Genomic DNA, 21712 nt, shown 5'->3' on the forward strand with positions numbered 1-21712 from the left:
GTGGATAGCAGCACCCAACAACTTTGGCATAATCTCCTAGAGCGTCTAAAATTACTATTAACCCGTCCCGCTTTTGAGACTTGGTTTCAAACGGCAACGGTTAAAGAATGGCAAAACGATCGCTTAGTAATTCAGGCTGCCAATCCCTTTATTCTTAACCATCTTCAGAAAAATTATCTGTCAACAATTGCCGAAGTAGTGGAGGATATCGTCGGTTATCCCGTCGAGATTCAACTAACGGCACAACAGGGGGATTCGATCGCTATTTTCCAGCCTAACAGTAGCTTAGAATCAGAATTACCGCCCAGTAATCAACTTAACCCTAAATATAATTTTTCCCGTTTTGTTGTCGGTCCAACTAACCGCATGGCCCACGCGGCTGCTTTAGCGGTGGCGGAATTACCCGGACGCGAATTTAACCCGCTTTTTCTCTGTGGTGGTGTGGGATTAGGTAAAACCCATTTAATGCAGGCCATCGGTCATTATCGTCTGGAATTATATCCCCAATCCAAGGTTTTTTATGTATCGACGGAACAATTCACGAATGATTTAATCACCGCTATCCGTCAAGATAGTATGGAAAGTTTTCGTAATCATTATCGTCATGCTGACATATTATTAGTGGATGATCTGCAATTTATTGAAGGAAAAGAATACACTCAAGAAGAATTTTTTCATACCTTTAATACCCTGCACGAAGCGGGAAAACAGGTGGTTTTAGCCTCCGATCGCCTCCCCAAACAGATTCCCAGTTTACAGGATCGTTTAATTTCTCGCTTTTCTATGGGATTAGTGGCCGATATCCAAGCACCAGATATCGAAACTCGCATGGCAATTTTACAAAAAAAGGCCGAGTACGAAAATCTGCGTCTCCCAAGAGAAGTTATCGAATATATTGCCGTTAATTATACTTCTAATATTCGCGAATTAGAGGGGGCATTAATCCGGGCTACTACTTATATTTCTATCTCCGGATTGCCGATGACGGTAGAAAATATCGCGCCGGTTTTAAATCCACCAATGGCCAAAATTGCCACTTCTCCTGAGATTATTATGGCGGTAGTAGCGGAAAAATTTCAACTCTCGATCGCTGATCTAAAGGGAAATTCCCGCCGACGAGAAATTAGTTTTGCTCGACAGATTGGGATGTATTTGATGCGTCAACACACGGATTTAAGTTTACCGCGCATTGGCGAAGAATTTGGCGGCAAAGATCACACCACCGTTATTTATAGCTGTGATAAAATCAACCTTTCCCAACATCAAGATCGACAATTACAAGAAATCTTAGCGCAACTAATCGAGCGAATTAACTCCCTCAGTCGCAATCAGTAGTCGGAGGGAATTATGAATTATGAATTGGGGAGATGGGGTTTTTCAGTAAACAGTAATCAGTGAACTGAAAACTCACATCTGATAACTGATAACTGATAACTGATAACTGAGATTAACTACAGGGGAATAAACTGGCAATTGTAGCGAGGAGACGAGAGGTCATGGGTAAACTATCGATCACCATAGCTGTACATAATAACATCATGTAAAGAATGGAATATTTAAACAGCGATCGAGCCATGTCTCGATCAAAAGGATTCTGTTTTAATTGCCAAGCTTTTTTCAGGAAAACAAACCCTAAAACCAAAGCCGCTAGACCATAAACCACACCACAGGCAGCCAAGGGATAAATCAGGAGGAAAGTGAAAGGAACGACGATTAAAGTATAGAGCCAAATCTGTTCGCTAGTGGCTTCTTCTCCTTTAACTACGGGCATCATCGGGATATCCACTTCTGCATAATCATCCTTGATCATTAAAGCTAAAGCCCAAAAATGGGGAGGAGTCCAAAGAAAAATAATGGCGAATAAAATCCAGGGAATCCAACCGAGATCGCCCGTTACTGCCGCCCAACCGACGAGAGGAGGAATCGAGCCGGCTGCGCCGCCGATAACAATATTTTGGACACTATGACGCTTGAGCAGATGGGTATAAATCAGCATATAAAATGCGATACCGGTCATTGCTAAAAATCCGCTCAAAGTATTGACAAAAAAGACAAAAAGTGCTAGGGAAAGGGAAGCTAAAACGAGGGCAAAAATGAGGGCGTGGAGGGGTTGCACGCGGCCGGAGGGAATAGGACGGGCGCGGGTGCGAAGCATGGTGTGATCGATGTCGCGATCATAGATGCAGTTTAAGGTTTGAGCGGCGGCGGCGGCGAGAGTGCCACCGAGGAGAGTAAGAAAGAGTAAGAGGGGGGAAACCTGACCTTTAGAGGCGATTTCCATGGCAGCGGCCGTGGTAATCAGCAGTAGAGGAATAATTCGCGGTTTAGTGAGTTGATAATAACTTTTAGCGACTTGTAAAAAATTATCGTGGTGGCGAAGGGCTTGAGTTCCAGTCATCGTGATTAAATCCTTAGAGATGGCTTATAGGCGCGAAAGAACGATCGCGAAGGGCAAAAGTGGTAAAAGCGACGAGGGTTCCCACCAATAGCGCACCGATGCTGTGGTGGGTAATGGTTAAGGGTTCCACCTGGAGATGTAGTTTCAGGGTGGCAACGCCTAAAAACACCTGTAGGGCGACTAATCCCCCGGCGCTAAAAGCTAGTTTTTTGAGGAGAGGATGGATAGCGGCAGCTCGCCAAGCGAAGAAAACTAGGGTTAACACCGAGATAGTGGCGGGAAAAACCCCGATAATGTGGCTATTCATCACCGTGCAGAGTTGGGAAACCGTTAAACACTGATGGGCTGCCCAACGGGAACCGACGAGACCGCCGAGGAGACATTGCAGATAAACTAGACTGGTGGCGACCATTCCCATCCCGGTTAGTTTTCCGACCGTACCTGTGCCACGGTAGGGAGTCAGACCGATAGCAATGACGATTAAGGTGGCAAAAAAGAGCAAAGCTGTGGCTAAATGGGCGGTTACGATGTCAAATCGCAGTAATTGGGTGACGGTTAGTCCTCCCAGGACTCCTTGCAGGAGAATTAAAGCCAAGGCGGCGATCGCAGATGGCAACAGCCAAGTAGGAAGATGGCGACGATACCACCAAGACAGACCGACGAGAGCGATCGTACTAAACCCGATCAAAGAGGCATCGAGACGATGAAACCACTCCAGAAATACCTGTAGATTCATCTGCTGACTGGGAATCCATTGACCGTAACAGAGGGGCCAATCGGGACAAGCTAAACCGGCGTTCATAACTCTGGTGGCAGCGCCCACCACCATGAGGGCGAAAGTAGCGATCGCAATTTTCCAGACTAAGCGGCGCATCCACACCTGAATATTGCCGGTTTCTCTTAGGGGTGTCGGGTTAAAAACAGATTCGGTCATCGGTTTGCCTGTTCTCAAGGAGTCTGTCATCAAAGATCCTGGCTTGGTTTGCCAGTCAGTTATCACTGTGAATGAGTTTTTTTACGACTGGTAAAACCTTTTAGATATTCTTTAGATTTCTGGCCATTTCCGTTACATTTGTTTACATAAACTCAGAATAAAACATAAAAATTAGTTATTTTAAATACTTTCCCCGAAAACGATCCCAAAGAAAAGATAAAATTCTCAGAAGATGCTGGTTAAATTTCCCATCTATAGGGGAATCATGTTTTAGCCTTGAATAAGTAGCCACTATTAAAAATATTGAAAAGACCGTGAAAATTCCCAGCAGTATCCTGACGCTCGTACTCGGGATCACCTTAACCTTAATTAGTCTCTGGTATGGCCAAAATCATGGCTTAATGCCTGTGGCCGCTTCTGAAGATGCTCAGGAGATAGATAATATCTTTAATCTGATGATGACCATCGCCACGGGACTATTTTTAATAGTTGAAGGCGTGATTATCTATATAGTGATTCGCTTTCGCCGTAAACCGGGGGATCAAACCGACGGGCCGGCAGTGGAGGGCAATGTCCCCCTAGAAATCTTCTGGACAGCCATCCCGACGGTAATCGTTTTTATCCTTGCCGTCTATAGCTTCGAGATTTATAACAATATCGGCGGTCTCGATCCCTTGATTTCCAAGGGTGGCAAAGGAGAAATCGCCCACCACGGTCATCACCACGGCACGATGATGGCCATGGGCGGCGATCGCAGAGTAGCCCTAGGTATCGGCAATTCCTACGATGGTGAAGGAGTTCCCCCCCTAGTGGTCAATGTTAAAGGTATTCAATACGCTTGGATCTTCACCTATCCCGAAACCGGCATTGTTTCCGGAGAACTGCACGCTCCCGTCAATCGTCCCGTGCAACTGAATATGGAAGCAGGGGATGTGATCCATGCTTTCTGGGTTCCCCAATTGCGTCTAAAACAGGACGTTATCCCCGGACAGGAAACGGTGTTATCGTTCACATCCAACCAAATTGGTCAATATCCGATCATTTGTGCGGAACTTTGCGGGGCCTATCACGGCGGCATGAAATCTAGCTTTGTAGTTCACTCCCAAGCCGATTACGACCAATGGGTGCAGGATAACACAATCGCCGAAGTTGACAGCGATCGAACTGTAGCTATGACCGCTAAAGATCGCTCTGATAGTCAATATTTGACCCCCTACACCGAAGAAATGGGCATAAACGGTGAAATCCTCGCCCAAGTTGCCCATCAGCAGCAAATGTAATTTTTCTTGTCATCTAAAATCTTGGCCTTATGACAGCATCAACGGAAATAACCACCCCAGCAACCGTTCCCGAGGTGATCCATCACCGCAAGTGGACCGATTACTTTACTTTCTGCACCGATCATAAAGTCATCGGGATTCAATATCTGGTGACTGCCTTTCTTTTCTTCTTTATTGGCGGTGCTTTCGCAGAAGTGCTGCGGACAGAATTAGCCACTCCCGACCCCGATTTTGTCTCCCCAGAACTATATAACCAATTCATGACCATGCACGGAACGATCATGATCTTTCTTTGGATCGTTCCGGTTGGGGCAGGTTTTGCCAATTATCTCATTCCCCTGATGATTGGGGCCGAAGATATGGCTTTTCCTCGTCTTAACGCTGTGGCTTTCTGGCTTAACCCCCCCGGCGGGCTGCTATTATTATCCAGTTTCTTTGTCGGCGCACCCCAGTCCGGTTGGACTTCCTATCCACCTTTAAGCTTAATTAGCGGCAAATGGGGGGAAGAATTGTGGATTTTGAGCCTTTTATTGATCGGGACTTCTTCGATTTTAGGCTCGATTAATTTCATCACCACGATCCTGAAAATGCGGATTCCTGAGATGGATTTGTACAGTATGCCGCTATTTTGTTGGGCAATGCTGGCCACCTCGACTCTGGTACTGCTTTCCACTCCCGTTCTCGCTTCTGCTCTCGTTCTCTTGTCCTTTGATTTAATCGCCGGCACGAGCTTTTTTAACCCTGCCGGCGGCGGCGATCCGGTGGTTTATCAGCATATGTTCTGGTTTTACTCCCATCCTGCTGTTTATATCATGATTTTGCCCTTTTTCGGCACTATATCGGAGATATTACCGGTTCATGCGCGTAAACCGATTTTTGGTTATCGAGCGATCGCCTATTCCAGTCTCACCATCTGTTTCTTGGGTTTAATCGTCTGGGCCCACCATATGTTCACCAGCGGCACCCCCGGCTGGTTACGGATGTTTTTCATGGCGGCAACCATGTTAATCGCCGTTCCCACCGGCATTAAAATCTTTAGTTGGTGTGCCACTCTTTGGGGGGGTAAACTTAGTCTCAATACGTCTTTATTATTTGGGATCGGTTTCCTGTCTTCCTTCCTCATCGGTGGTTTGACTGGGATTATGTTGGCTTCTGTTCCCTTCGATATCCACGTCCACGATACCTATTTTGTCGTCGGTCACTTCCACTATGTACTATTTGGTGGTACGGCAATGGCCCTGTTTGCTGCCGTTTACCATTGGTTCCCGAAAATGACCGGACGGATGTATAACGAGACTCTCGGTCGTATCCACTTTGTTCTCAGTTTTATCGGTTTGAATTTAACTTTCATGCCGATGCACGAATTGGGATTATTGGGTATGAACCGTCGTATTGCCCTGTATGATGTGCAGTTTCAGGATTTAAATGTTCTTAGTACCGCAGGAGCTTATATTCTCGGTATATCGAGTATTCCCTTCGCTATTAATATGGTCTGGAGTGCCTTTAAAGGTCAACCGGCTGGTCGTAATCCTTGGCGCGCTTTAACCCTAGAATGGCAAACCTCCTCTCCCCCAATTATCGAGAATTTCGAGGAAATGCCGATTCTTTGGTCCGGCCCCTACGATTACGGTATTGATATGGAAGAATCGGAAGCAGCGGAATCAGTACAAGATCTCCTCGCTGAAGTGGGTGCTGAATCCCAATAATCAGTTATCAGTTATCAGTTATCAGTTCACTGATTGCTGTTTACCGAAAAAAAGCTTCCCACTTCCCACTTCCCACTGACAAAAAGCTCCCCGTCTCCTGTGTAAACTAAGGACATTCAATCATGCAAGGTTCAACGCTCGAAGATTCTCAACTCTCTGTCAATTATCATCAGGAAACAGTGGAACACGGACATCATGGCCACCCGGATCATCGCTTATTCGGTGTGGTTTTGTTTCTAGTGGCGGAAAGTTCCATCTTTTTAGGCTTATTTGCCGCTTTCTTGTTCTACCGTACCATGTTACCCGTTTGGCCCCCCGCCGGCACGCCAGAATTAGAATTAACCCTACCGACAATTAACACGATTATTCTGGTGTCCAGTAGTTTTGTTATGCACATAGGACAAAAGGCGATTAAACAAAATAATAACGCCGGTTTACAATTGTGGTTCGGTATTACTGCCCTAATGGGAATTATCTTCCTTTGTGGTCAAGGATACGAATATTATCACGCTGAATTCGGTCTGACAACTAATGTTTTCACCAGCGCTTTTTATGCCTTAACCGGATTCCACGGTCTCCACGTTACTTTCGGTTTAGTGCTAATTCTATCTGTCCTCTGGCGTTCTCGTCAAAAAGACCACTATTCTAGTCAATCTCATTTTGGTGTCGAAGCGGCAGAATTATACTGGCATTTCGTCGATGTGGTCTGGATTATCCTGTTTTTACTGGTGTATATCTTGAGATAAGTAGGTAGGCGTTAAAAGTTGTCAGATAACCCCCCTTATCAAGGGGGGATTAAGGGGGGATCCCCCCGCCTATCGGCACCCCCCTTATCAAGGGGGGCAGGGGGGATCGAACCTAAAATCCATTTTTAATTTAATTATAACCAGCTACTTAATTTTTGTTATACCATTTCTCTAAATGAAAACTACACATCGAATTTAAATCCCCCTTTAAGTTCCCCTTTTTAAGGGGGATTTAGGGGGATTAAACTTCTGTAGTCAGACTTTGGAGAATTGGTATTATTTAGTAGGAGAAAATGGCGATCGCTTGATCGCCCTTTTTTCTGTATTTCAATTTACAGCAGTTATCCTATAGGTTATACTTCATTTTTATGAGAAATGCCGTAACTGGTAACTGATCACTGATAACTGATAATTAACGACGACCGAATAAACTCCAACCTTTGCCACCACTAACGGCCGGTTCAGCTTTTTCAGCGACGGAGGCAACTTCTGCGGGGGTTTCCTCATCAGAAAGATTAGAAAGATCGTAGTTTTCTACTAGGAAAAGAGACGCTTTTTCAATAGTAAAATAATCCCAGAAAAGCGTAGAAGGTAACTCTTGACCGACCCAATCTTCTAGATCACCCACCATCGTTACTGCATCGATCGAATCTAAACCATAACGGGTTAAAGGTTCAGTCACATTAATTGTTTTAGCATCCAAAGATAACTGATCAGCTAACTGTTTAACTAACCAATTTTGTACCAGATTATTAAGATTGGAGCTGGAGTTCATGGGTTTTTTCCTCGGTAGTTTGTGAAGGGGCTAATTGAAAAGGCACAATCGAAAAATGTTGATTTTCTTGATATAATTTCAGCAGTTCTTGGGCAACATTTTCTACATACACCTCAGATAGAGTGTAAGGCAGCGGCCGCAGAGTTCGCAGTAATCGGTGTAAACTCAACACCAACCATTCCCCCCGGGCAAAAAATTCCCCCAAGATAGAACGATTATAAAGCCAAGTGTGTAAACAAGCAGAAGCGGCGTGTAAAGTGCAGTATTTCTTGGCAATCTCGAACAATTCGGGTGATTGGTCGTGACCATACTCGAATTTCGATTGACTAATCTTTTCATCGTGAGCATTTAGTTCCTCTAAAACTAAATTACCCAACATCAATAGATTTTCTAATATCTCTGGGTCCACTTCGTCAGAATTTTTCAATCCTTCCAGTATATCAAGGGCAATTTCTAAACCTTGCAGGGAATCATCCATTCCCCGGCCAAATAATTCTAAATTATTGGGTTCAAAGGGAGGAACTGACTTTTCTAGGCTAAAAATCGCCTCTAAACGGGTTTTTAACGCCGACATGGTGCGCGAGTTGCGTTTAGCCCGATATTTGGTTAAAGGACGCAATTGTAGGATTAAAGCATGAAGATTGACGATGGAACTGCCGTCAAACATACTGATAATCGAATTATCCCGCAGTAGCTTCTGGAAGATGCCGAATTCGTGTTCTTCTCGCATATAAAAACGCGATCCCAAGACCACATAAACACTATTAACCATCTCCTCCAGACGGACAGTAACAAAATATTTTACCACCGAAGCCCAGACGCTAAACTGTTCGGGGATAATATGAAAACCTCTCGCAGCCTGAATCGTCTCGCAATCACAAATAAGGATGTCAAGGAAAGCATCCACGAGAGTGCGCCGGGGTTGGGGCAAATCCATCACATTTTTGTTATAAATTACTCGATTAACGGCAAAACCGAGGGTAGTTCTTAAAGCGGTATCGGCTGCCCCGTGGGAAAAAGCAGCGCACAACATTCGGGTAATCTGGAAACCTTTCAGGGCTAATTCTAAACCGTCTCCCTCCTCGCGTAAACGCATGGAATCAGGGACGAAACAATCCTTAAAACCAATGCCACTCATATCCGAGGCCCGCACACCATGGGTGTATATTTTCGGCAAATTATAGTATTTTTCGGGGTCTAATTGCCGTTTATCGACCATAAATAGGGTTAAACACTTCGGACCGCCGTTAGCATCGGTTTTCGCCAAAATAAAGGAAATTCCAGAGATAGTCGCCCGGTTAATCGGCCATTTCTCCCCATTGAGAATATAACCTCCTTCCACCTTCGTCGCGGTCAGATCACCATTGATCAGATCGCTGCCGTGTTCCTTTTCCGAGTAACCCAGACACATCGCCCCATAGTCATCCATGATAAAACGGGCGAGCTTCTGTTTCTGTTCTGGGGTTCCCGCCATCCAGTTTAAAAACGACCAGAATAGGGTAGTAAAAGCGATACCGATAGTTTGATCCCGTCGGGAAAGTACCCGCACAAAAGCGACAAATTCCTCAAAAGAGGTAAATTCACCGCCGCAATCCGTGGGAATGTAGTAGTGTTGGAGTTTCCAGTCGTATAACCAGCGAATTTCCTCGTGGGGAAATTCTTCGCTCTCATCAATTTCGATCACCCGCTTGTAGGATAGAGGGTTATCGGGATTGAGAGGATCGCCTAAGTCTTTTTCCAGTGCTTCAGCAGTCCAGTATTGCTTAAGCTTTTTCATAGTGCCTCTAGGACAGATACGATGTGCTTTTCGTCAATGCCTTCGGTTAGAAGACCCGACCATGCACAAAAATTAATGACCATTCTAGACTTTTGGCCGTACAATGGCAACAATTACGCAATGTGCAACTAAAAACGACAGAATCAGGGTTCCAGAGGATACTTTATCTCTGCCGATTTCTGAAAGCCTTGGCAATCAAGACTAAAAATACAGTTGCACAGGGTGTAAATTATGTAATTTTAAGAAGGACTAAATTATGCCCCTAGTTACGGGAAATGGCTCTAATAACATCATTACTCCATCTTCTGCATCAGCAGGAGTCACTGGATGGTATTCGGGACTCTGGGGGGATGATACCATTTATGGCTATGATGGCAACGATACCATCAATGGTGGCGATGGCAACGACAAATTATTTGGCGGCACTGGTGATGACTTTATAGACGGTGGATTTGGTTTTGATACCATTGATGGGGGTCTGGGAAATGACACGACATCCTATGCTTTCTATTCGGGACCGATCAATGCTAATTTAGCAACGGGTGTAGTGAGTTTCCCTGGTAATTCTGTCTTTACAGATACATTGATCAGTATTGAAAATCTAATTGGCACTGCTGGCAATGACACCATCATCGGGAACACTGCGAATAATTCCCTCTTCGGTGAAGCTGGTAACGACAGTATCAATGGTGGCGATGGCAACGACAAATTATTTGGCGGTACTGGTGATGACTTTATAGACGGCGGATTTGGTTTTGATACCATTGATGGGGGTCTGGGAAATGACACGACATCCTATGCTTTCTATTCGGGACCGATCGATGCTAATTTAGCAACGGGTGTAGTGAGTTTCCCCGGTAATTCTGTCTTTACAGATACATTGGTCAGCATCGAAAATCTAATTGGCACTGCTGGCAATGACACAATCATCGGGAACACTGCGGATAATTCCCTCTTCGGTGAAGCTGGTAACGACAGCATCAATGGTGGCGATGGCAACGACAAATTATTTGGCGGCACTGGTGATGACTTGATAGACGGTGGATTTGGTTTTGATACCATTGATGGAGGTCTGGGAAATGACACGACATCCTATGCTTTCTATTCGGGACCGATCAATGCTAATTTAGCAACGGGTGTAGTGAGTTTCCCTGGTAATTCTGTCTTTACAGACAGATTGATCAGTATTGAAAATCTAATTGGCACTGCTGGCAATGACACAATCATCGGGAACACTGCGGATAATTCCCTCTTCGGTGAAGCTGGTAACGACAGCATCAATGGTGGCGATGGTAACGACAAATTATTTGGCGGCGCTGGTAATGACTGGATAGACGGTGGATTTGGTTTTGATACCATTGATGGGGGTCTGGGAAATGACACGACATCCTATGCTTTCTATTGGGGACCGATCAATGCTAATTTATCAACGGGTGTAGTTAGTTTCCCCGGTAATTCTGTCTTTACAGATACATTGGTCAGCATCGAAAATCTAATTGGCACTGCTGGCAATGACACCATCACTGGGAACACTGCGGATAATTCCCTCTTCGGTGAAGCTGGTAACGACACCATCAATGGTGGCCTGGGTCTGGATACTCTTACTGGTGGTGCTGGAAACGATTTCTTCAGGCTCGACAACGTAGCGAACCGTGATCTGATCACCGACTTCTCTGTACCCGCTGACACGATCATTCTGGCGAACAGTCTTGACAGCACTTTGACCGGTGCCATTAATCCGGGGATCAAGGGTCTGCTCTTTAATAGTGGTAACGTGGACGGAAGTGTCCTTGACGCTGCCCAGTTCTTCCAGGGAGCTGGGTTGACTGGGGGAGTATTGGGAGACTCCTCCGGCATCTACGTCAACACTAGCAACGGCGACATCTGGTATAACGATTCCGACGTCGTCGGTAGTTACCTAATTGCCAATGTTGGGGCTGGTGCTGCAGCTGGCATGACTAATGCTGACTTCGTTTACGGGGTGTAAGTCTTAGCTAGGCATCACAGGAAAACTATGCCATGTCCCCCGCTAACGGCGGGGTTTTTTTGTCGGCCCCCCATCATTCAGTCACTAAAAATCCCAACTTTAACAGCGATATTAATCCTTTCAAAAACAGCATTATTTTTGAGTATGTATTAACCAGGTAACGAATCCTCATCAAGAATTTTCTCAATTGTCCAAGGACAATCCACTGGTAAAGTTAATCCACTTTTGCGGCTCGCTTTTCCCAGAGCTTTTTGATAACTGAACTTCCCCCATACATATATACTATAATAGCCGAAAACCCTTATCCATCAATGGATACGCCCCTTAACTTTTCTTAATGTACCCATGTAATTTGTAACATTTCTTAATGGACAAGAATTCTCTCTATTTGCTAGAATGATAGCCATGTATATAGAAAAAGTTCCTAACCGTAATTCCCCCCCCGCCGTTCTTCTTCGGGAGTCCTACCGAGAAGGAGATCAAGTCAAAAAAAGAACCCTGGCGAATCTCTCAAAATTACCCGATGATATTATCGACAATCTGAAACTGGCTCTTAAAGGCGCAACACTGTCCATGACTGAAGGCATTCCCAATCATTTTGAAGTGATTAGAAGTCTTCCTCATGGTCATGTAATGGCTATTTTAGAGACGATTAAAAAATTAGGTTTAGATAAAATAATCAGTGAAAAATCCTCACGAATCAGAAACTTAGTGGTGGCGATGATTGTGGCAAGAATCATCAATCCTAAATCGAAACTAGCCACAGCGAGAGGGTTTAATAGCGAGACTTGTAGTCAGAGTTTAGGACAATTGTTAGACTTAGAGAAAGCCGATGAAGACGAATTATATAACGCCTTAGATTGGTTATTAGAAAAACAAGAGAAAATTGAGAAGCACCTAGCAATTAAACACTTAGAATCAGGAACATTAGTCTTGTATGATGTCACTTCTACCTACCTAGAAGGAAATGGTTGTGAACTGGGAAAATATGGTTATAACCGAGATAAAAAGAAAGGGAAAACTCAGATAGTTTTTGGTCTGCTCTGTTCAGCTAAGGGTTGTCCGATAGCGGTAGAAGTATTTGAAGGAAACACTTCAGACGGTGCTACTTTAAGCGGACAAATTGAGAAAGTCAGAAAGGGTTGGGGGATTGAGAATGTTGTCTGGGTAAGCGATAGAGGAATTTTAACCAACTCGAAAATCAACGAATTAGTAAAACCCATAGAAGGATTAGACTATATTACTGGTTTAACTAAGCCTCAAATTCGGAAACTGGCTGAGGTAGAAGTGATTCAATTAGGATTATTTGATCAGGTAAACTTGGTGGAATTTGAGAGTGAAGATTATCCCGATGAAAGATTAATTGCTTGTCGGAATCCCTTAATCGCCCAGAAAAATCAACTACAAAGAGAGGCATTATTAGAAGCGGTAGAGAAGGAACTAGATTTGATTGTTCAGGCGACTCAAAGGGAGAAAAGAGCTTTAAAGGGTCAAGATAAGATAGCTTTGAGAGTGGGCAAGGTTCTTAATCAGTTTAAGGTCAATAAATACTATAACTTAGAGATAACAGAGGAAGGCTTTTCTTATCAGCGTCAGCGGGAATTAATCGCTCAAGAAACGGCTTTGGATGGTGTGTATGTGTTAAGAACTTCTCTGGAGTCAACTTTGATGGATGCAGCGACGACGGTTAAAGCTTATAAAAGTTTGTCTCAAGTGGAGGAGGCATTTCGCTGTTATAAGTCAATTGATTTAAAGGTACGTCCTATATATCATTATCAGGGTGATAGAGTCAAAGCTCATATCTTTTTATGTATGTTGGCTTATTATGTGGAATGGCATTTAAAACAGTGCTTGGCTCCTTTGTTATTTGAGGATGAAGAAATTGATGATGGTTCTCTGAATGTGATTAAAGCGAGTCGCAGTGAATCCGCTCAGTCTAAAGAGAGAAAAAAACGGAATCAAGAGAACCTCCCTGTGCATAGCTTTCGGACTTTGTTGGAAGACCTGGGGACAATTTGCTTGAATACAGTGGAATGTACGATTAGGGAGGGAAGTTATCGTTTTTCTAAGATAACTCGACCGACCCAACTGCAACAAAAAGCGTTAGATTTATTGGGAGTTTCCCTGATTTGTACCCAGTAACGGGGCGGCGGAAATTCTCTTAATCCCTTCTACAGCACAGGTTATGGCCTTTTGTCAACGGGGAAGTCCAGAAATACAATCGACCTAACATTGCATTGACGGCATAACTAGCTTGATGATCTGACATAATGATAAGTAGTCGTGCAAAATTAATTTCCTAGTGAAGATAGGCAAAAGGCAAAAGGCAGGAGGCAAGAGGTGGTTAGATATGTGTAGTTAATTTTGCTTAGGTACTTAATAGAGGGGCTCTTCTGGTTTCTGTGTGGAAACGAGGTCTATACTGATAGTTTCTTCGACAAAATAGTCCTAAAAGTGTTACCCGATAAGCATTTCACGATTCCATAAGCAAAAATTATCACACAAAGTCGAGAAGAGCCATAGAGGGAATTAATAGAAGAAAAATAACCGCATTAAATTAGTTAAAAATGCTCATTTTCTAGCCATTGTTCTAAGTCCTCTACTGACTGAAAATCTAATAAAGCTTCTCCTAAGTTTTCTAAATTTTCTAGAGAAAGACTTTGGATATTGGCGGATAATTCGGCAGAAATGCCACCTATACGCCGATTTAATTGACGTAGAAGCAAATTGATGGCTTCTTCTTGTCTTCCTTCCCCTTTGATTTCCTGATAGATGACAGATTCTTTCATAATGTCCTTCCTCAACAATTGTTGAATGATGTCTTTGTTTAATACTAATCCGGCGAGAATTGCTGTGGAGGCAGCCAGATTGCTTTGTTCTCGACTGTCGCTGATTTGTTCGATTTTTTGGGCGATTTGCCGCAGTAAATTCTCTTGCTCCTCAGCTTGAGCTAGTATAGCAAAGGGCAATAGTCCCGGTGCTTGCAATAAGGGTTGATAGGGTTGTTCCCATAGTCTAATCACCTCAAATTGATGATAAGTTTTTCCCTGTTGATAGTCATTCTGTCTGACTAGGGGTAAGGTACTTTTCCTTAGATAAATCACTACCTGATAGATAGGTTTGCCTTGATAGCGTCGATAGAGTCTTGTGGCATAATCGAGCATTCTATAGGGAATATCCTCTTTAGGGTCGGTTTGGAACTCAATATGTAAGATTAGTTCTTCTGACTCCAAAAAGATTAAACTATCGGCTCTTATCGGCTCTAATGATAACTCTGAGGGTTTAATTTCGGTTAAATCCAAAGGTTTACCTAATAACCAAGTGGCTAAATCTCTCGAATATTCCAGGGCGATAAATTTACAAGTAGAATCATACATCAGTCTTGACTATATTTTACTCAAAAATAGAGATAAATAGACTAAAGCCTGGTAAGACATCCTCTCCGCTGAAATTAGCGGGTAGTTCCATAATTTCTACGGGTTGCTGAGGACGATAAATTTCCACTTGTTGTTGTTGAGGATTAACTAGCCAACCTAATCGCAAACCACTGTGGAGATATTCCTGCATTTTCGCTTGAATTTCTGGGAGGGAATCGCTACGGGAGCGCAGTTCAATGACGAAATCAGGACAAATAGGCGGAAATTTCTCCTGTTCTTCTCGACTTAGAGCTTGCCAACGAGTTAAACTCACCCAAGCGGCATCAGGAGCGCGATATCCGCCTTTCGGCAAACGAAAAATCGTCGCCGAACTAAAGACTTTACCCAATTGGGTTTGATGATTCCACAACCAAAGTAAACTAATAAAATCGGCCTCTCGGTTGCCGCTAATTCCCCCAACAGGTGGCATCACAATTAATTCTCCTTGAACGTTTCTTTCCAATTGCCAATCTGGGTTAACTTGACAGAGACGGTAAAACTGCTCATCGGTGAGATTGACTGTATCTAAGTTTAAAATCACTGCTGCCATAGCTATATTTCACCCTAGAAAACACTCTAGTCTTAATTATAGTCAATTAGATTCCCCGCCAGATTGCGATCGCACCGTCCCGATCTCCAGTGACTAACCAACGACCATCTTGACTGGCAACCATTCTTAAGATGACGTTTCCCTTGAGAGTATTCAAGTGCCGACGGGTATTAACATCCCAAAATTTGACGGTTCCATCCCCGGAAGTGCTGGCCAAAACTTTGCCCCCATCGAGCAGGGCCATATCGGTAACAGCGTCGTTATGGGCGAGAATAGTAGTGGTGCCGATGCCGCTTTTCACTTGCCAACCGCGGATCGAACCGTCTTGACTAGCAGTACCGGCGGTATTACCATCCTTGGAAAAAAGCACCCGATAAACGGGGAATAAATTACCCGCATAGGCACGAATAAAGCGACCGGTACTCACTTTCCACAGTTTAACGAAACCATCGTAATCGGCGCTCACAATTCCTTTACCATCGGGACTAAATGCGATCGACTGAATCGGATGATTATGGCCGCGCAGGGTTTTTAACAGTGTACCCGTCTGAAAATCCCAGAGTTTAACTGTACGATCCCAGCTACCCGTGGCCAAAATTTTGCCATCGGGAGAAATAGCGGCATCGGTAACGAGAAAAGCATGGCCGGGATAGGTCATTTCTAATTTTCCCGTGCGCGTATTCCAGCGTTGCACTTTTCCCCCCGCATCGGCAGTTACGAAAGTCTTACCATCGGGACTAAATTGGATAGCGTTAACGGTATCACCTAGTTGCCAAGTCCTGAGAGGTTTTTGGGTTTTTAGGTCCCATTCCCTGACAGTGCCGTCAAAACTACCACTCAGCAGCCTGGAGTTATCGGGACTAATAGCCAAAGCATAGATGGGATCCTGATCGGCTTTTAAAATAGTAACCCGTTCGACCATCTGCCAAGGAACGATTTCTGCTAGGGGAGACGCTTGCGGAGTGATGGTTTTCCCTTTTTCCTGATTGACTGCACAACCACCGGATAGCAACAGCAGCAATAATAACGATAACGTCGGTTGATAAAGGGTTATTTTCATAGAATTTTGCCGTTGTCAAAATCATCTTAAACTACTTTAAACTTGAACGGGTAGAATTTGAATAGAATAACGACAACGAGGAACAAGATAAATGACAAATTCTTGATTGGTTGTGTTGGCTTATTCCAGAACATTCTGTAAATTTTCACCGTGAGCAATGACCACTTTTTCATTATAGGCAATGTATTGATTTTTATACAAATCAAGCACGGTTTCACAATTTTTGTTTAACCAACGTAACATTTCTTGGGCTTGTTCTTGAGAGATTGAGTCTGTCATAATCTTTCTAAGGAGAGACGGTTTTTATGAGAAGAAAAGCATCACTAATCAGTTTATTTTTGTCAATTAAAGCTTCTATTTGCTCCGATTGATAACAAGCTGATTCGACTTCTAAAGAAGCGGCATCCAAAGCATTAAGATAAGCATCGTTTAAAGTGTCTGTTAATTCTTCATCACTTAAATAATATCCTGCTGCTTTTCGGCGTTTATTTTGGCGTTGAATTTCTCTAACACTATTGCGAATGGAGACATCCCAAGAACGAGTGGTTCGGTTTTCTGCCTGTTGTTTAATTAAATGAAGTAATAAGATAACAGCATAACCACGAATGGTGCTAATAATCCCATTTTTGCTCATATCTTCAAGGTCTTCTACAATCGCCAGTGAACCTTTAATATCACCTTTTAAGAGCAAAGCTTTTAATTCTAAAAGTTCTTCCATAATCCAATTTCTTCCCCCAAATATACCTTAATTATATCTTGCCACAAGTCTCTCTATCCCAAAGCTCATTTAAGGCCATCTTGAGCAAAAAGTTAATCATTTTTTCATTTATTTTAAGCTTTTCTGTGCTATGCCATGGTTGTTTATCTAAAAATGGAGTTTTTAATTATGACTCAAAAATTAGCAAAACTGATTGATTTGCCGGGGGAGGTAAGCATAGCTTATTAAAACTCTCAATTGCTTCCTCTGTCTTGGCGGTGAGTGCTTTGATAGTCACCCCTGTACAAGCAGCAAATTTGATTCAAAATGGCAGTTTTGAGACGGCTACCGTCAACCCTAACCCTGGTGATTTTATAAGACTTGATGCTGGTTCCACAGCAATTACAGGATGGACGGTCAGCCAAGGAACAATTAGACCTCTTGCATAATTTTTTTATGGTATAATATAAGGTTTTGCTTTTTTCTCAATTCTTAGATTGAAGTGGAAAAAAGAATAAAATGTGATCTTAGGTCAGGAAATCATCTATAATTTTGCTATGTTTATTAGCAAAATTATGGATTATCAAAACTTATCAGATGAACAATTCAAACGCCGTTTCGGTGTGTACAAACAAACATATAGAAAGATGGTAGAATCAGTAAAAAGTGTTGAAGCCGACTCTAATTCACCATCTAAAAGGGGACCGAAACCTAAACTATCTATAGAAGAACAAGTTTTAGTAACGTTAGAATATTGGCGAGAATATAGAACATATTTTCACATTGGTACAAGCTGGGAACTATCAGAATCAACTATATGTCGGATTGTAAATAAGACGGAAAAAATGCTTTTACAATCGGGAAACTTCCGTTTAAAAGGAAAAAAAGCTTTACTCAATCAAGCAGAGATACCGGTCGTAACGGTAATGGATGTGACGGAAACTCCCATTGAACGCCCCCAAAAGAAACAGAAAGATTTTTTTTCGGGTAAAAGAGGTTATCATACTTTAAAATCCCAATTAGTAGCTGATCAAAATACCGAGGAAATTATCTGTGTCTTTTGTGGGAAAGGTAGAGGTCATGATTTTAGTTTATTTAAAAAAAGTCGAGTTCGTTTTCATCCTTTAACTACCAGCATAGAAGACAGTGGTTATCAGGGAATAGCTGCATACCATAGTAATAGTTATACACCGAAAAAGAAATCGAAAAATAGAAAATTAACAGAGTTAGAAAAAGAGTATAACAAGGCTTTAGCCAAAGAAAGGATTATCATTGAACATATAAATAGGAAACTCAAAATCTTTAAAATCTTATCCTGTAAATATCGGAATCGTCGTCGAAGATATAGTTTAAGAGTTAACTTGTTGGCGGCTATTTATAACTGTGAGTTAGGGATAGGTATAGCAGCTTCTTAAAAGTTGCCTAAAGATTAATCAAGTCAAGGAGAATTTATTCTCAATTTTTATAATTGAGATAGTTTGTGCCGCTTAAATAAAGAGGTTTTGATAACCAAATTAAAGCAGCTCTAAAGAGTTTTGAGTTAAAAGTTAAACTTCAAGTTTTCATTCAGGACGAATGTACTGATTAACTAATTTTTTGGGGAAAATTAGTTAACCCATCATTATAACATATAATTAATTTGCAAGAGTTCTATTGATTATATAGGAACTTATTGGCAAGCTTCTGAGGGTAGTAGAAATCTGGACCTATCTGGAGCGAATGCCGGTGGAATTCAGCAAACCTTTAACACAACTGTCGGTGAGACTTATCGGGTGACTTTTGATCTGGCGGGTAATACAGACTACAGTCCTACTATTAAAGAGATGAGAGTGAGTGCAGGAGGAAATTCTGCTGACTTTTCTTTCGACATAACAGAAAAAAGCCGTTCAAACATGGGATGGGTATCAAAATCTTGGGGTTTTACTGCCACTGGAACAACAACTACCCTTAGTTTTCTAAATTTAGTCGATACACCTTATGGTCCTGCGTTGGATAATGTCTCAGTGATAGCTCTTTCCCCTCCTCCTACTTCTATTCCCGAACCTTCATCAGTGCTAGGATTATTGAGTTTAGGAGTATTAGGAATTAGTTCTGCTTTAAAACGTCAATCTTAATCTATTTTTATCTTTTTAACCCATCTAAACTAGGTGGGTTAAATTGAATATTCAGATAGGCTTAAAATCGGTGAATAATTTGAATTTTGCGGCACATTTTTAATAATATGCTAGGATAGTATTGATGTTTTAGGAGGTAACAACCTATGCAGTTAGAAGATTATTTTGAATTTGTAGCAGTAGATAATATTCAATTAAAAGGACATCGTATTGGCATTGAGGACGTACTGAAATACTATCGACAAGGTTATAGTCCTCAAGAAATTCTCCAAGAATTACCAACTCTAAATTTAGAAAAAATTTATGCCACTTTGACCTATTATTATCACAATCAAGCACAAATCGATCTCTATCTTGTCAAGCTAGAAAGACAACGGGAACAACATTATCAACAGTGGCTAGAAACATCATCTCCTTTAATTGATCGTTTAAGAAAAGCAAAAATTAAAAAGGAGCAGGAGTATTTACAAAAAGCATGAGAATTCGGTTTTTGCTGGATGAAAATTTATCTCCTAAGCTAAAAATAGCGGTTCAACGTATCAATTCTACTATAGATATTTTGCGAGTTGGTGATGCGGATGCACCTCTTTTAGGGACACTTGATCCTAATTTATTGCAATATTTAGAATTATCCCAGAGACTGTTAATCACTGACAATAGAAGTACCATGCCCAATCATTTAAAAGATCATTGGAACACGGGAGGTCACACTTGGGGAATTATTTGGTTACGCCCTAGCGGTACAATTAGTCAATGGGCTGAATCAATGATTTTAATCTGGGAATTAACAGAAGCTGAAGAATGGATTGATCGCTTAGATTGGATTCCTTTATGAGGAACTAAGGTGATTTTTCAAACACATTTAATCATTTATTTCGGGGCTTTTTCTGGGTTTCTTAGGGTCTTTTTCCGGGGTATTAGCGGCAGGATTTGGAGCTATTGTCGCAATTTGGGCGGCCATTCTTGTCATTGCTTGACCTTGGGCGAATTCCTGCTGTAGTTGTTCGCTAGAAGAAACCAAACGACTTAAACCCTGAATTAAGCGGATAATTTCCTGTCGCAGTTGCGGATTACCAGTAATTTCATCCACATCCGAGGTGATTTTCTGAAGATTGGCAAAAGCGGCACGAGAGGAGTCGAGGAGTTGCTGTAGGGTGACAACAGTGGCAGGATCGGAGAGATAAGCAGTAAAGTTACCCAAATTTTCGCTTAATTTAACAGCATTTGCCGAAATAGTGTTTAAATTGTCGATAATTTGGCTTTTCTGCACTTGTGTCAGAATCGGATCCAAAGCAGCGAGAGTAGTTTGTAGGCGATCGCTGGTAGTTTTGATACTATCGAGAGTGGCAATTAAACGATTTTGATTAGCTGCCAAAAAAACCCGCAGTTCTTCGGTAGTTTCTCCCACCAAAAGCAGCGTTTTTCGGGCCTCTACTAGGGTAGCGTCTAAATTTCTCAGGCCGCCACTTCCCTGTAAACTTCTCAGTAAAGTAGTCGCTTCCTGACTCAATCCCCCGACACCGGAAAGATCACTAGAAAGGCGATCGAGGGAACCGGATACTTGCGGTAAAGATTCTAGGGATCTCATACCCGAATTAAGTTTACCTAGAGTACCGCTGCGACGTACCTCGCTTAAAGCGGTGGTTGCCTCACCACTAAAGCGATCGAGTCCCCCCAAGGCATTGGCAGCGCGTTGGGTAAAAGAACGAAATCCGGCCACCATATCGGGATCGCTAACTAGATTAGAAATTCTCAGTAAAGATCTGATCAAGGTATTGACATTTAGCGCCGATTGCCCTTGTAAACGGGAACCGTTACAGATAATCACTTCCCCATTGCAGTTAGGACTCAAAGGGGGTTCTTTGACACCACCGACGGGTAAAGCTTGCAGGGGAGTAATATCGATCGTGGTTTCACCGACTAAACCGGATTGAATGGCTTCGATGAGGGAATTACTGGGAATTAGGCGATCTGCTGGCGAAATCTCCACTTCTACGGCGACTCCCTCCGGTTCTGGGGTAATTGCCGTCACTTGCCCGATTCTCACTCCCCGATAACCGACGCGGGTTCCCACCATCATGCCACCCACATTAGGAAAAAGGAAGCTGGCTCGATAACTGCGTCCCCCGAAGCTAAAATTACTTAACCAGGTGACAAACCAGATTAGTATTCCCCCCGATGTCAGTAACATTAAACCGATACCACTTTGCCGCAGAGTTGGGGAAATCCCTCGTTGTGAACCGCCAGCTTCCATAAATAATTACTCCTCATC

21 protein-coding genes and 1 pseudogene are annotated in these 21712 nt (G+C 42.7%); 11 read left to right on the forward strand and 11 right to left on the reverse strand.

Translation table 11 applies throughout. The features are described from left to right. A complete protein-coding gene (dnaA, locus tag ACQY1Y_RS00005; protein ID WP_002792753.1) occupies window positions 1-1335 on the forward strand; it encodes a chromosomal replication initiator protein DnaA in 1335 nt (444 codons plus the stop codon). A gap of 112 nt (window positions 1336-1447) precedes the next feature. On the opposite strand, the gene ACQY1Y_RS00010 is transcribed toward dnaA, so the two are convergent. After that, window positions 1448-2398: a heme o synthase gene (locus ACQY1Y_RS00010; protein ID WP_016516960.1), complete on the reverse strand. Its 951-nt coding sequence runs from the start codon at window positions 2396-2398 to the stop codon at window positions 1448-1450. Window positions 2399-2411: 13 nt separating this feature from the next. Then, complete coding sequence (locus tag ACQY1Y_RS00015; protein ID WP_430013706.1) at window positions 2412-3332, reverse strand: COX15/CtaA family protein; 921 nt, start codon at window positions 3330-3332, stop codon at window positions 2412-2414. A gap of 314 nt (window positions 3333-3646) precedes the next feature. On the opposite strand from ACQY1Y_RS00015, the gene ACQY1Y_RS00020 reads away from it, so the two are divergent. The 3 genes from ACQY1Y_RS00020 to ACQY1Y_RS00030 all read left to right on the forward strand — a co-directional run bounded on the left by ACQY1Y_RS00020 (window position 3647) and on the right by ACQY1Y_RS00030 (window position 7064). Continuing rightward, complete coding sequence (locus ACQY1Y_RS00020) at window positions 3647-4612, forward strand: cytochrome c oxidase subunit II (RefSeq protein WP_002778178.1); 966 nt, start codon at window positions 3647-3649, stop codon at window positions 4610-4612. A 29-nt stretch (window positions 4613-4641) separates the two neighbouring features. Continuing rightward, complete coding sequence (ctaD, locus tag ACQY1Y_RS00025) at window positions 4642-6318, forward strand: cytochrome c oxidase subunit I (RefSeq protein ID WP_002738565.1); 1677 nt, start codon at window positions 4642-4644, stop codon at window positions 6316-6318. A 122-nt stretch (window positions 6319-6440) separates the two neighbouring features. After that, window positions 6441-7064: a cytochrome c oxidase subunit 3 gene (locus tag ACQY1Y_RS00030; RefSeq protein WP_002738397.1), complete on the forward strand. Its 624-nt coding sequence runs from the start codon at window positions 6441-6443 to the stop codon at window positions 7062-7064. Between the two features lie 412 nt (window positions 7065-7476). Here ACQY1Y_RS00030 and ACQY1Y_RS00035 read toward each other — a convergent pair whose 3' ends face one another. Then, a complete protein-coding gene (locus tag ACQY1Y_RS00035) occupies window positions 7477-7839 on the reverse strand; it encodes an acyl carrier protein (RefSeq protein WP_430013092.1) in 363 nt (120 codons plus the stop codon). Next, complete coding sequence (locus ACQY1Y_RS00040) at window positions 7817-9616, reverse strand: acyl-CoA dehydrogenase family protein (protein ID WP_430013707.1); 1800 nt, start codon at window positions 9614-9616, stop codon at window positions 7817-7819. Before ACQY1Y_RS00040 ends, ACQY1Y_RS00035 begins: the two co-directional genes overlap by 23 nt. A 256-nt stretch (window positions 9617-9872) precedes the next feature. Here ACQY1Y_RS00040 and ACQY1Y_RS00045 point away from each other — a divergent pair, with 256 nt between their 5' ends. Further along, window positions 9873-11603, forward strand: a complete 1731-nt coding sequence (locus ACQY1Y_RS00045; protein WP_430013708.1) for a calcium-binding protein — start codon at window positions 9873-9875, stop codon at window positions 11601-11603. Between the two features lie 149 nt (window positions 11604-11752). Here ACQY1Y_RS00045 and ACQY1Y_RS00050 read toward each other — a convergent pair whose 3' ends face one another. Next, window positions 11753-11908 carry a DUF29 family protein gene (locus tag ACQY1Y_RS00050; protein WP_353847178.1) on the reverse strand — a complete coding sequence of 52 codons (156 nt, stop codon included), beginning with the start codon at window positions 11906-11908 and terminating at the stop codon, window positions 11753-11755. Between the two features lie 100 nt (window positions 11909-12008). Here ACQY1Y_RS00050 and ACQY1Y_RS00055 point away from each other — a divergent pair, with 100 nt between their 5' ends. After that, window positions 12009-13745 carry an IS1634 family transposase gene (locus tag ACQY1Y_RS00055; RefSeq protein ID WP_430014637.1) on the forward strand — a complete coding sequence of 579 codons (1737 nt, stop codon included), beginning with the start codon at window positions 12009-12011 and terminating at the stop codon, window positions 13743-13745. A gap of 419 nt (window positions 13746-14164) precedes the next feature. Here ACQY1Y_RS00055 and ACQY1Y_RS00060 read toward each other — a convergent pair whose 3' ends face one another. From ACQY1Y_RS00060 to ACQY1Y_RS00080, 5 genes and pseudogenes are all read right to left on the reverse strand, one after another. Beyond that, window positions 14165-14980, reverse strand: a complete 816-nt coding sequence (locus ACQY1Y_RS00060) for an Rpn family recombination-promoting nuclease/putative transposase (RefSeq protein WP_430013709.1) — start codon at window positions 14978-14980, stop codon at window positions 14165-14167. A gap of 16 nt (window positions 14981-14996) precedes the next feature. After that, window positions 14997-15569, reverse strand: coding sequence for a Uma2 family endonuclease (locus tag ACQY1Y_RS00065; RefSeq protein ID WP_287231685.1), 573 nt, complete (start codon window positions 15567-15569; stop codon window positions 14997-14999). Between the two features lie 46 nt (window positions 15570-15615). Continuing rightward, window positions 15616-16629: a WD40 repeat domain-containing protein gene (locus tag ACQY1Y_RS00070; RefSeq protein WP_430013710.1), complete on the reverse strand. Its 1014-nt coding sequence runs from the start codon at window positions 16627-16629 to the stop codon at window positions 15616-15618. Between the two features lie 36 nt (window positions 16630-16665). Then, window positions 16666-16908, reverse strand: a pseudogene (locus tag ACQY1Y_RS00075) (DUF5678 domain-containing protein). Between the two features lie 7 nt (window positions 16909-16915). Continuing rightward, a complete protein-coding gene (locus tag ACQY1Y_RS00080; RefSeq protein ID WP_430013711.1) occupies window positions 16916-17347 on the reverse strand; it encodes a DUF29 family protein in 432 nt (143 codons plus the stop codon). A gap of 266 nt (window positions 17348-17613) precedes the next feature. On the opposite strand from ACQY1Y_RS00080, the gene ACQY1Y_RS00085 reads away from it, so the two are divergent. The 5 genes from ACQY1Y_RS00085 to ACQY1Y_RS00105 all read left to right on the forward strand — a co-directional run bounded on the left by ACQY1Y_RS00085 (window position 17614) and on the right by ACQY1Y_RS00105 (window position 20275). After that, complete coding sequence (locus ACQY1Y_RS00085; RefSeq protein ID WP_430013712.1) at window positions 17614-17775, forward strand: hypothetical protein; 162 nt, start codon at window positions 17614-17616, stop codon at window positions 17773-17775. A gap of 108 nt (window positions 17776-17883) precedes the next feature. Then, window positions 17884-18741 carry an IS5-like element ISMae4 family transposase gene (locus ACQY1Y_RS00090; protein WP_420065461.1) on the forward strand — a complete coding sequence of 286 codons (858 nt, stop codon included), beginning with the start codon at window positions 17884-17886 and terminating at the stop codon, window positions 18739-18741. Between the two features lie 222 nt (window positions 18742-18963). Next, entirely contained in the window at window positions 18964-19440 is a 477-nt protein-coding gene (locus ACQY1Y_RS00095) for a choice-of-anchor C family protein (protein WP_430014714.1), read from the forward strand. A 146-nt stretch (window positions 19441-19586) separates the two neighbouring features. Then, a complete protein-coding gene (locus ACQY1Y_RS00100; protein WP_002750711.1) occupies window positions 19587-19919 on the forward strand; it encodes a DUF433 domain-containing protein in 333 nt (110 codons plus the stop codon). Beyond that, window positions 19916-20275 carry a DUF5615 family PIN-like protein gene (locus tag ACQY1Y_RS00105; RefSeq protein ID WP_430013713.1) on the forward strand — a complete coding sequence of 120 codons (360 nt, stop codon included), beginning with the start codon at window positions 19916-19918 and terminating at the stop codon, window positions 20273-20275. Before ACQY1Y_RS00100 ends, ACQY1Y_RS00105 begins: the two co-directional genes overlap by 4 nt. A gap of 27 nt (window positions 20276-20302) precedes the next feature. On the opposite strand, the gene ACQY1Y_RS00110 is transcribed toward ACQY1Y_RS00105, so the two are convergent. Further along, window positions 20303-21694, reverse strand: a complete 1392-nt coding sequence (locus ACQY1Y_RS00110; protein ID WP_002750715.1) for an MlaD family protein — start codon at window positions 21692-21694, stop codon at window positions 20303-20305. Between the last annotated feature and the right edge of the window lie 18 nt (window positions 21695-21712).

Origin of the sequence: Microcystis ichthyoblabe FBCC-A1114 (assembly GCF_050500245.1) — a bacterium.
Classification (GTDB): Bacteria; Cyanobacteriota; Cyanobacteriia; order Cyanobacteriales; family Microcystaceae; genus Microcystis; species Microcystis ichthyoblabe_A.

Excerpts from the sequence above, each read along its gene's own strand:
- ACQY1Y_RS00035 (WP_430013092.1), bottom strand. The coding sequence starts at position 7,839 with ATGAACTCCAGCTCCAATCTTAATAATCTGGTACAAAATTGGTTAGTT.
- ACQY1Y_RS00100 (WP_002750711.1), top strand. The coding sequence starts at position 19,587 with ATGCAGTTAGAAGATTATTTTGAATTTGTAGCAGTAGATAATATTCAA.
- ACQY1Y_RS00105 (WP_430013713.1), top strand. The coding sequence starts at position 19,916 with ATGAGAATTCGGTTTTTGCTGGATGAAAATTTATCTCCTAAGCTAAAA.
- ACQY1Y_RS00065 (WP_287231685.1), bottom strand. The coding sequence starts at position 15,569 with ATGGCAGCAGTGATTTTAAACTTAGATACAGTCAATCTCACCGATGAG.
- ACQY1Y_RS00045 (WP_430013708.1), top strand. The coding sequence starts at position 9,873 with ATGCCCCTAGTTACGGGAAATGGCTCTAATAACATCATTACTCCATCT.
- ACQY1Y_RS00055 (WP_430014637.1), top strand. The coding sequence starts at position 12,009 with ATGTATATAGAAAAAGTTCCTAACCGTAATTCCCCCCCCGCCGTTCTT.
- ACQY1Y_RS00010 (WP_016516960.1), bottom strand. The coding sequence starts at position 2,398 with ATGACTGGAACTCAAGCCCTTCGCCACCACGATAATTTTTTACAAGTC.
- ACQY1Y_RS00030 (WP_002738397.1), top strand. The coding sequence starts at position 6,441 with ATGCAAGGTTCAACGCTCGAAGATTCTCAACTCTCTGTCAATTATCAT.
- ACQY1Y_RS00110 (WP_002750715.1), bottom strand. The coding sequence starts at position 21,694 with ATGGAAGCTGGCGGTTCACAACGAGGGATTTCCCCAACTCTGCGGCAA.
- ACQY1Y_RS00015 (WP_430013706.1), bottom strand. The coding sequence starts at position 3,332 with ATGACCGAATCTGTTTTTAACCCGACACCCCTAAGAGAAACCGGCAAT.
- ctaD (WP_002738565.1), top strand. The coding sequence starts at position 4,642 with ATGACAGCATCAACGGAAATAACCACCCCAGCAACCGTTCCCGAGGTG.
- ACQY1Y_RS00090 (WP_420065461.1), top strand. The coding sequence starts at position 17,884 with ATGTTTATTAGCAAAATTATGGATTATCAAAACTTATCAGATGAACAA.
- ACQY1Y_RS00060 (WP_430013709.1), bottom strand. The coding sequence starts at position 14,980 with ATGTATGATTCTACTTGTAAATTTATCGCCCTGGAATATTCGAGAGAT.
- ACQY1Y_RS00040 (WP_430013707.1), bottom strand. The coding sequence starts at position 9,616 with ATGAAAAAGCTTAAGCAATACTGGACTGCTGAAGCACTGGAAAAAGAC.
- ACQY1Y_RS00080 (WP_430013711.1), bottom strand. The coding sequence starts at position 17,347 with ATGGAAGAACTTTTAGAATTAAAAGCTTTGCTCTTAAAAGGTGATATT.
- ACQY1Y_RS00070 (WP_430013710.1), bottom strand. The coding sequence starts at position 16,629 with ATGAAAATAACCCTTTATCAACCGACGTTATCGTTATTATTGCTGCTG.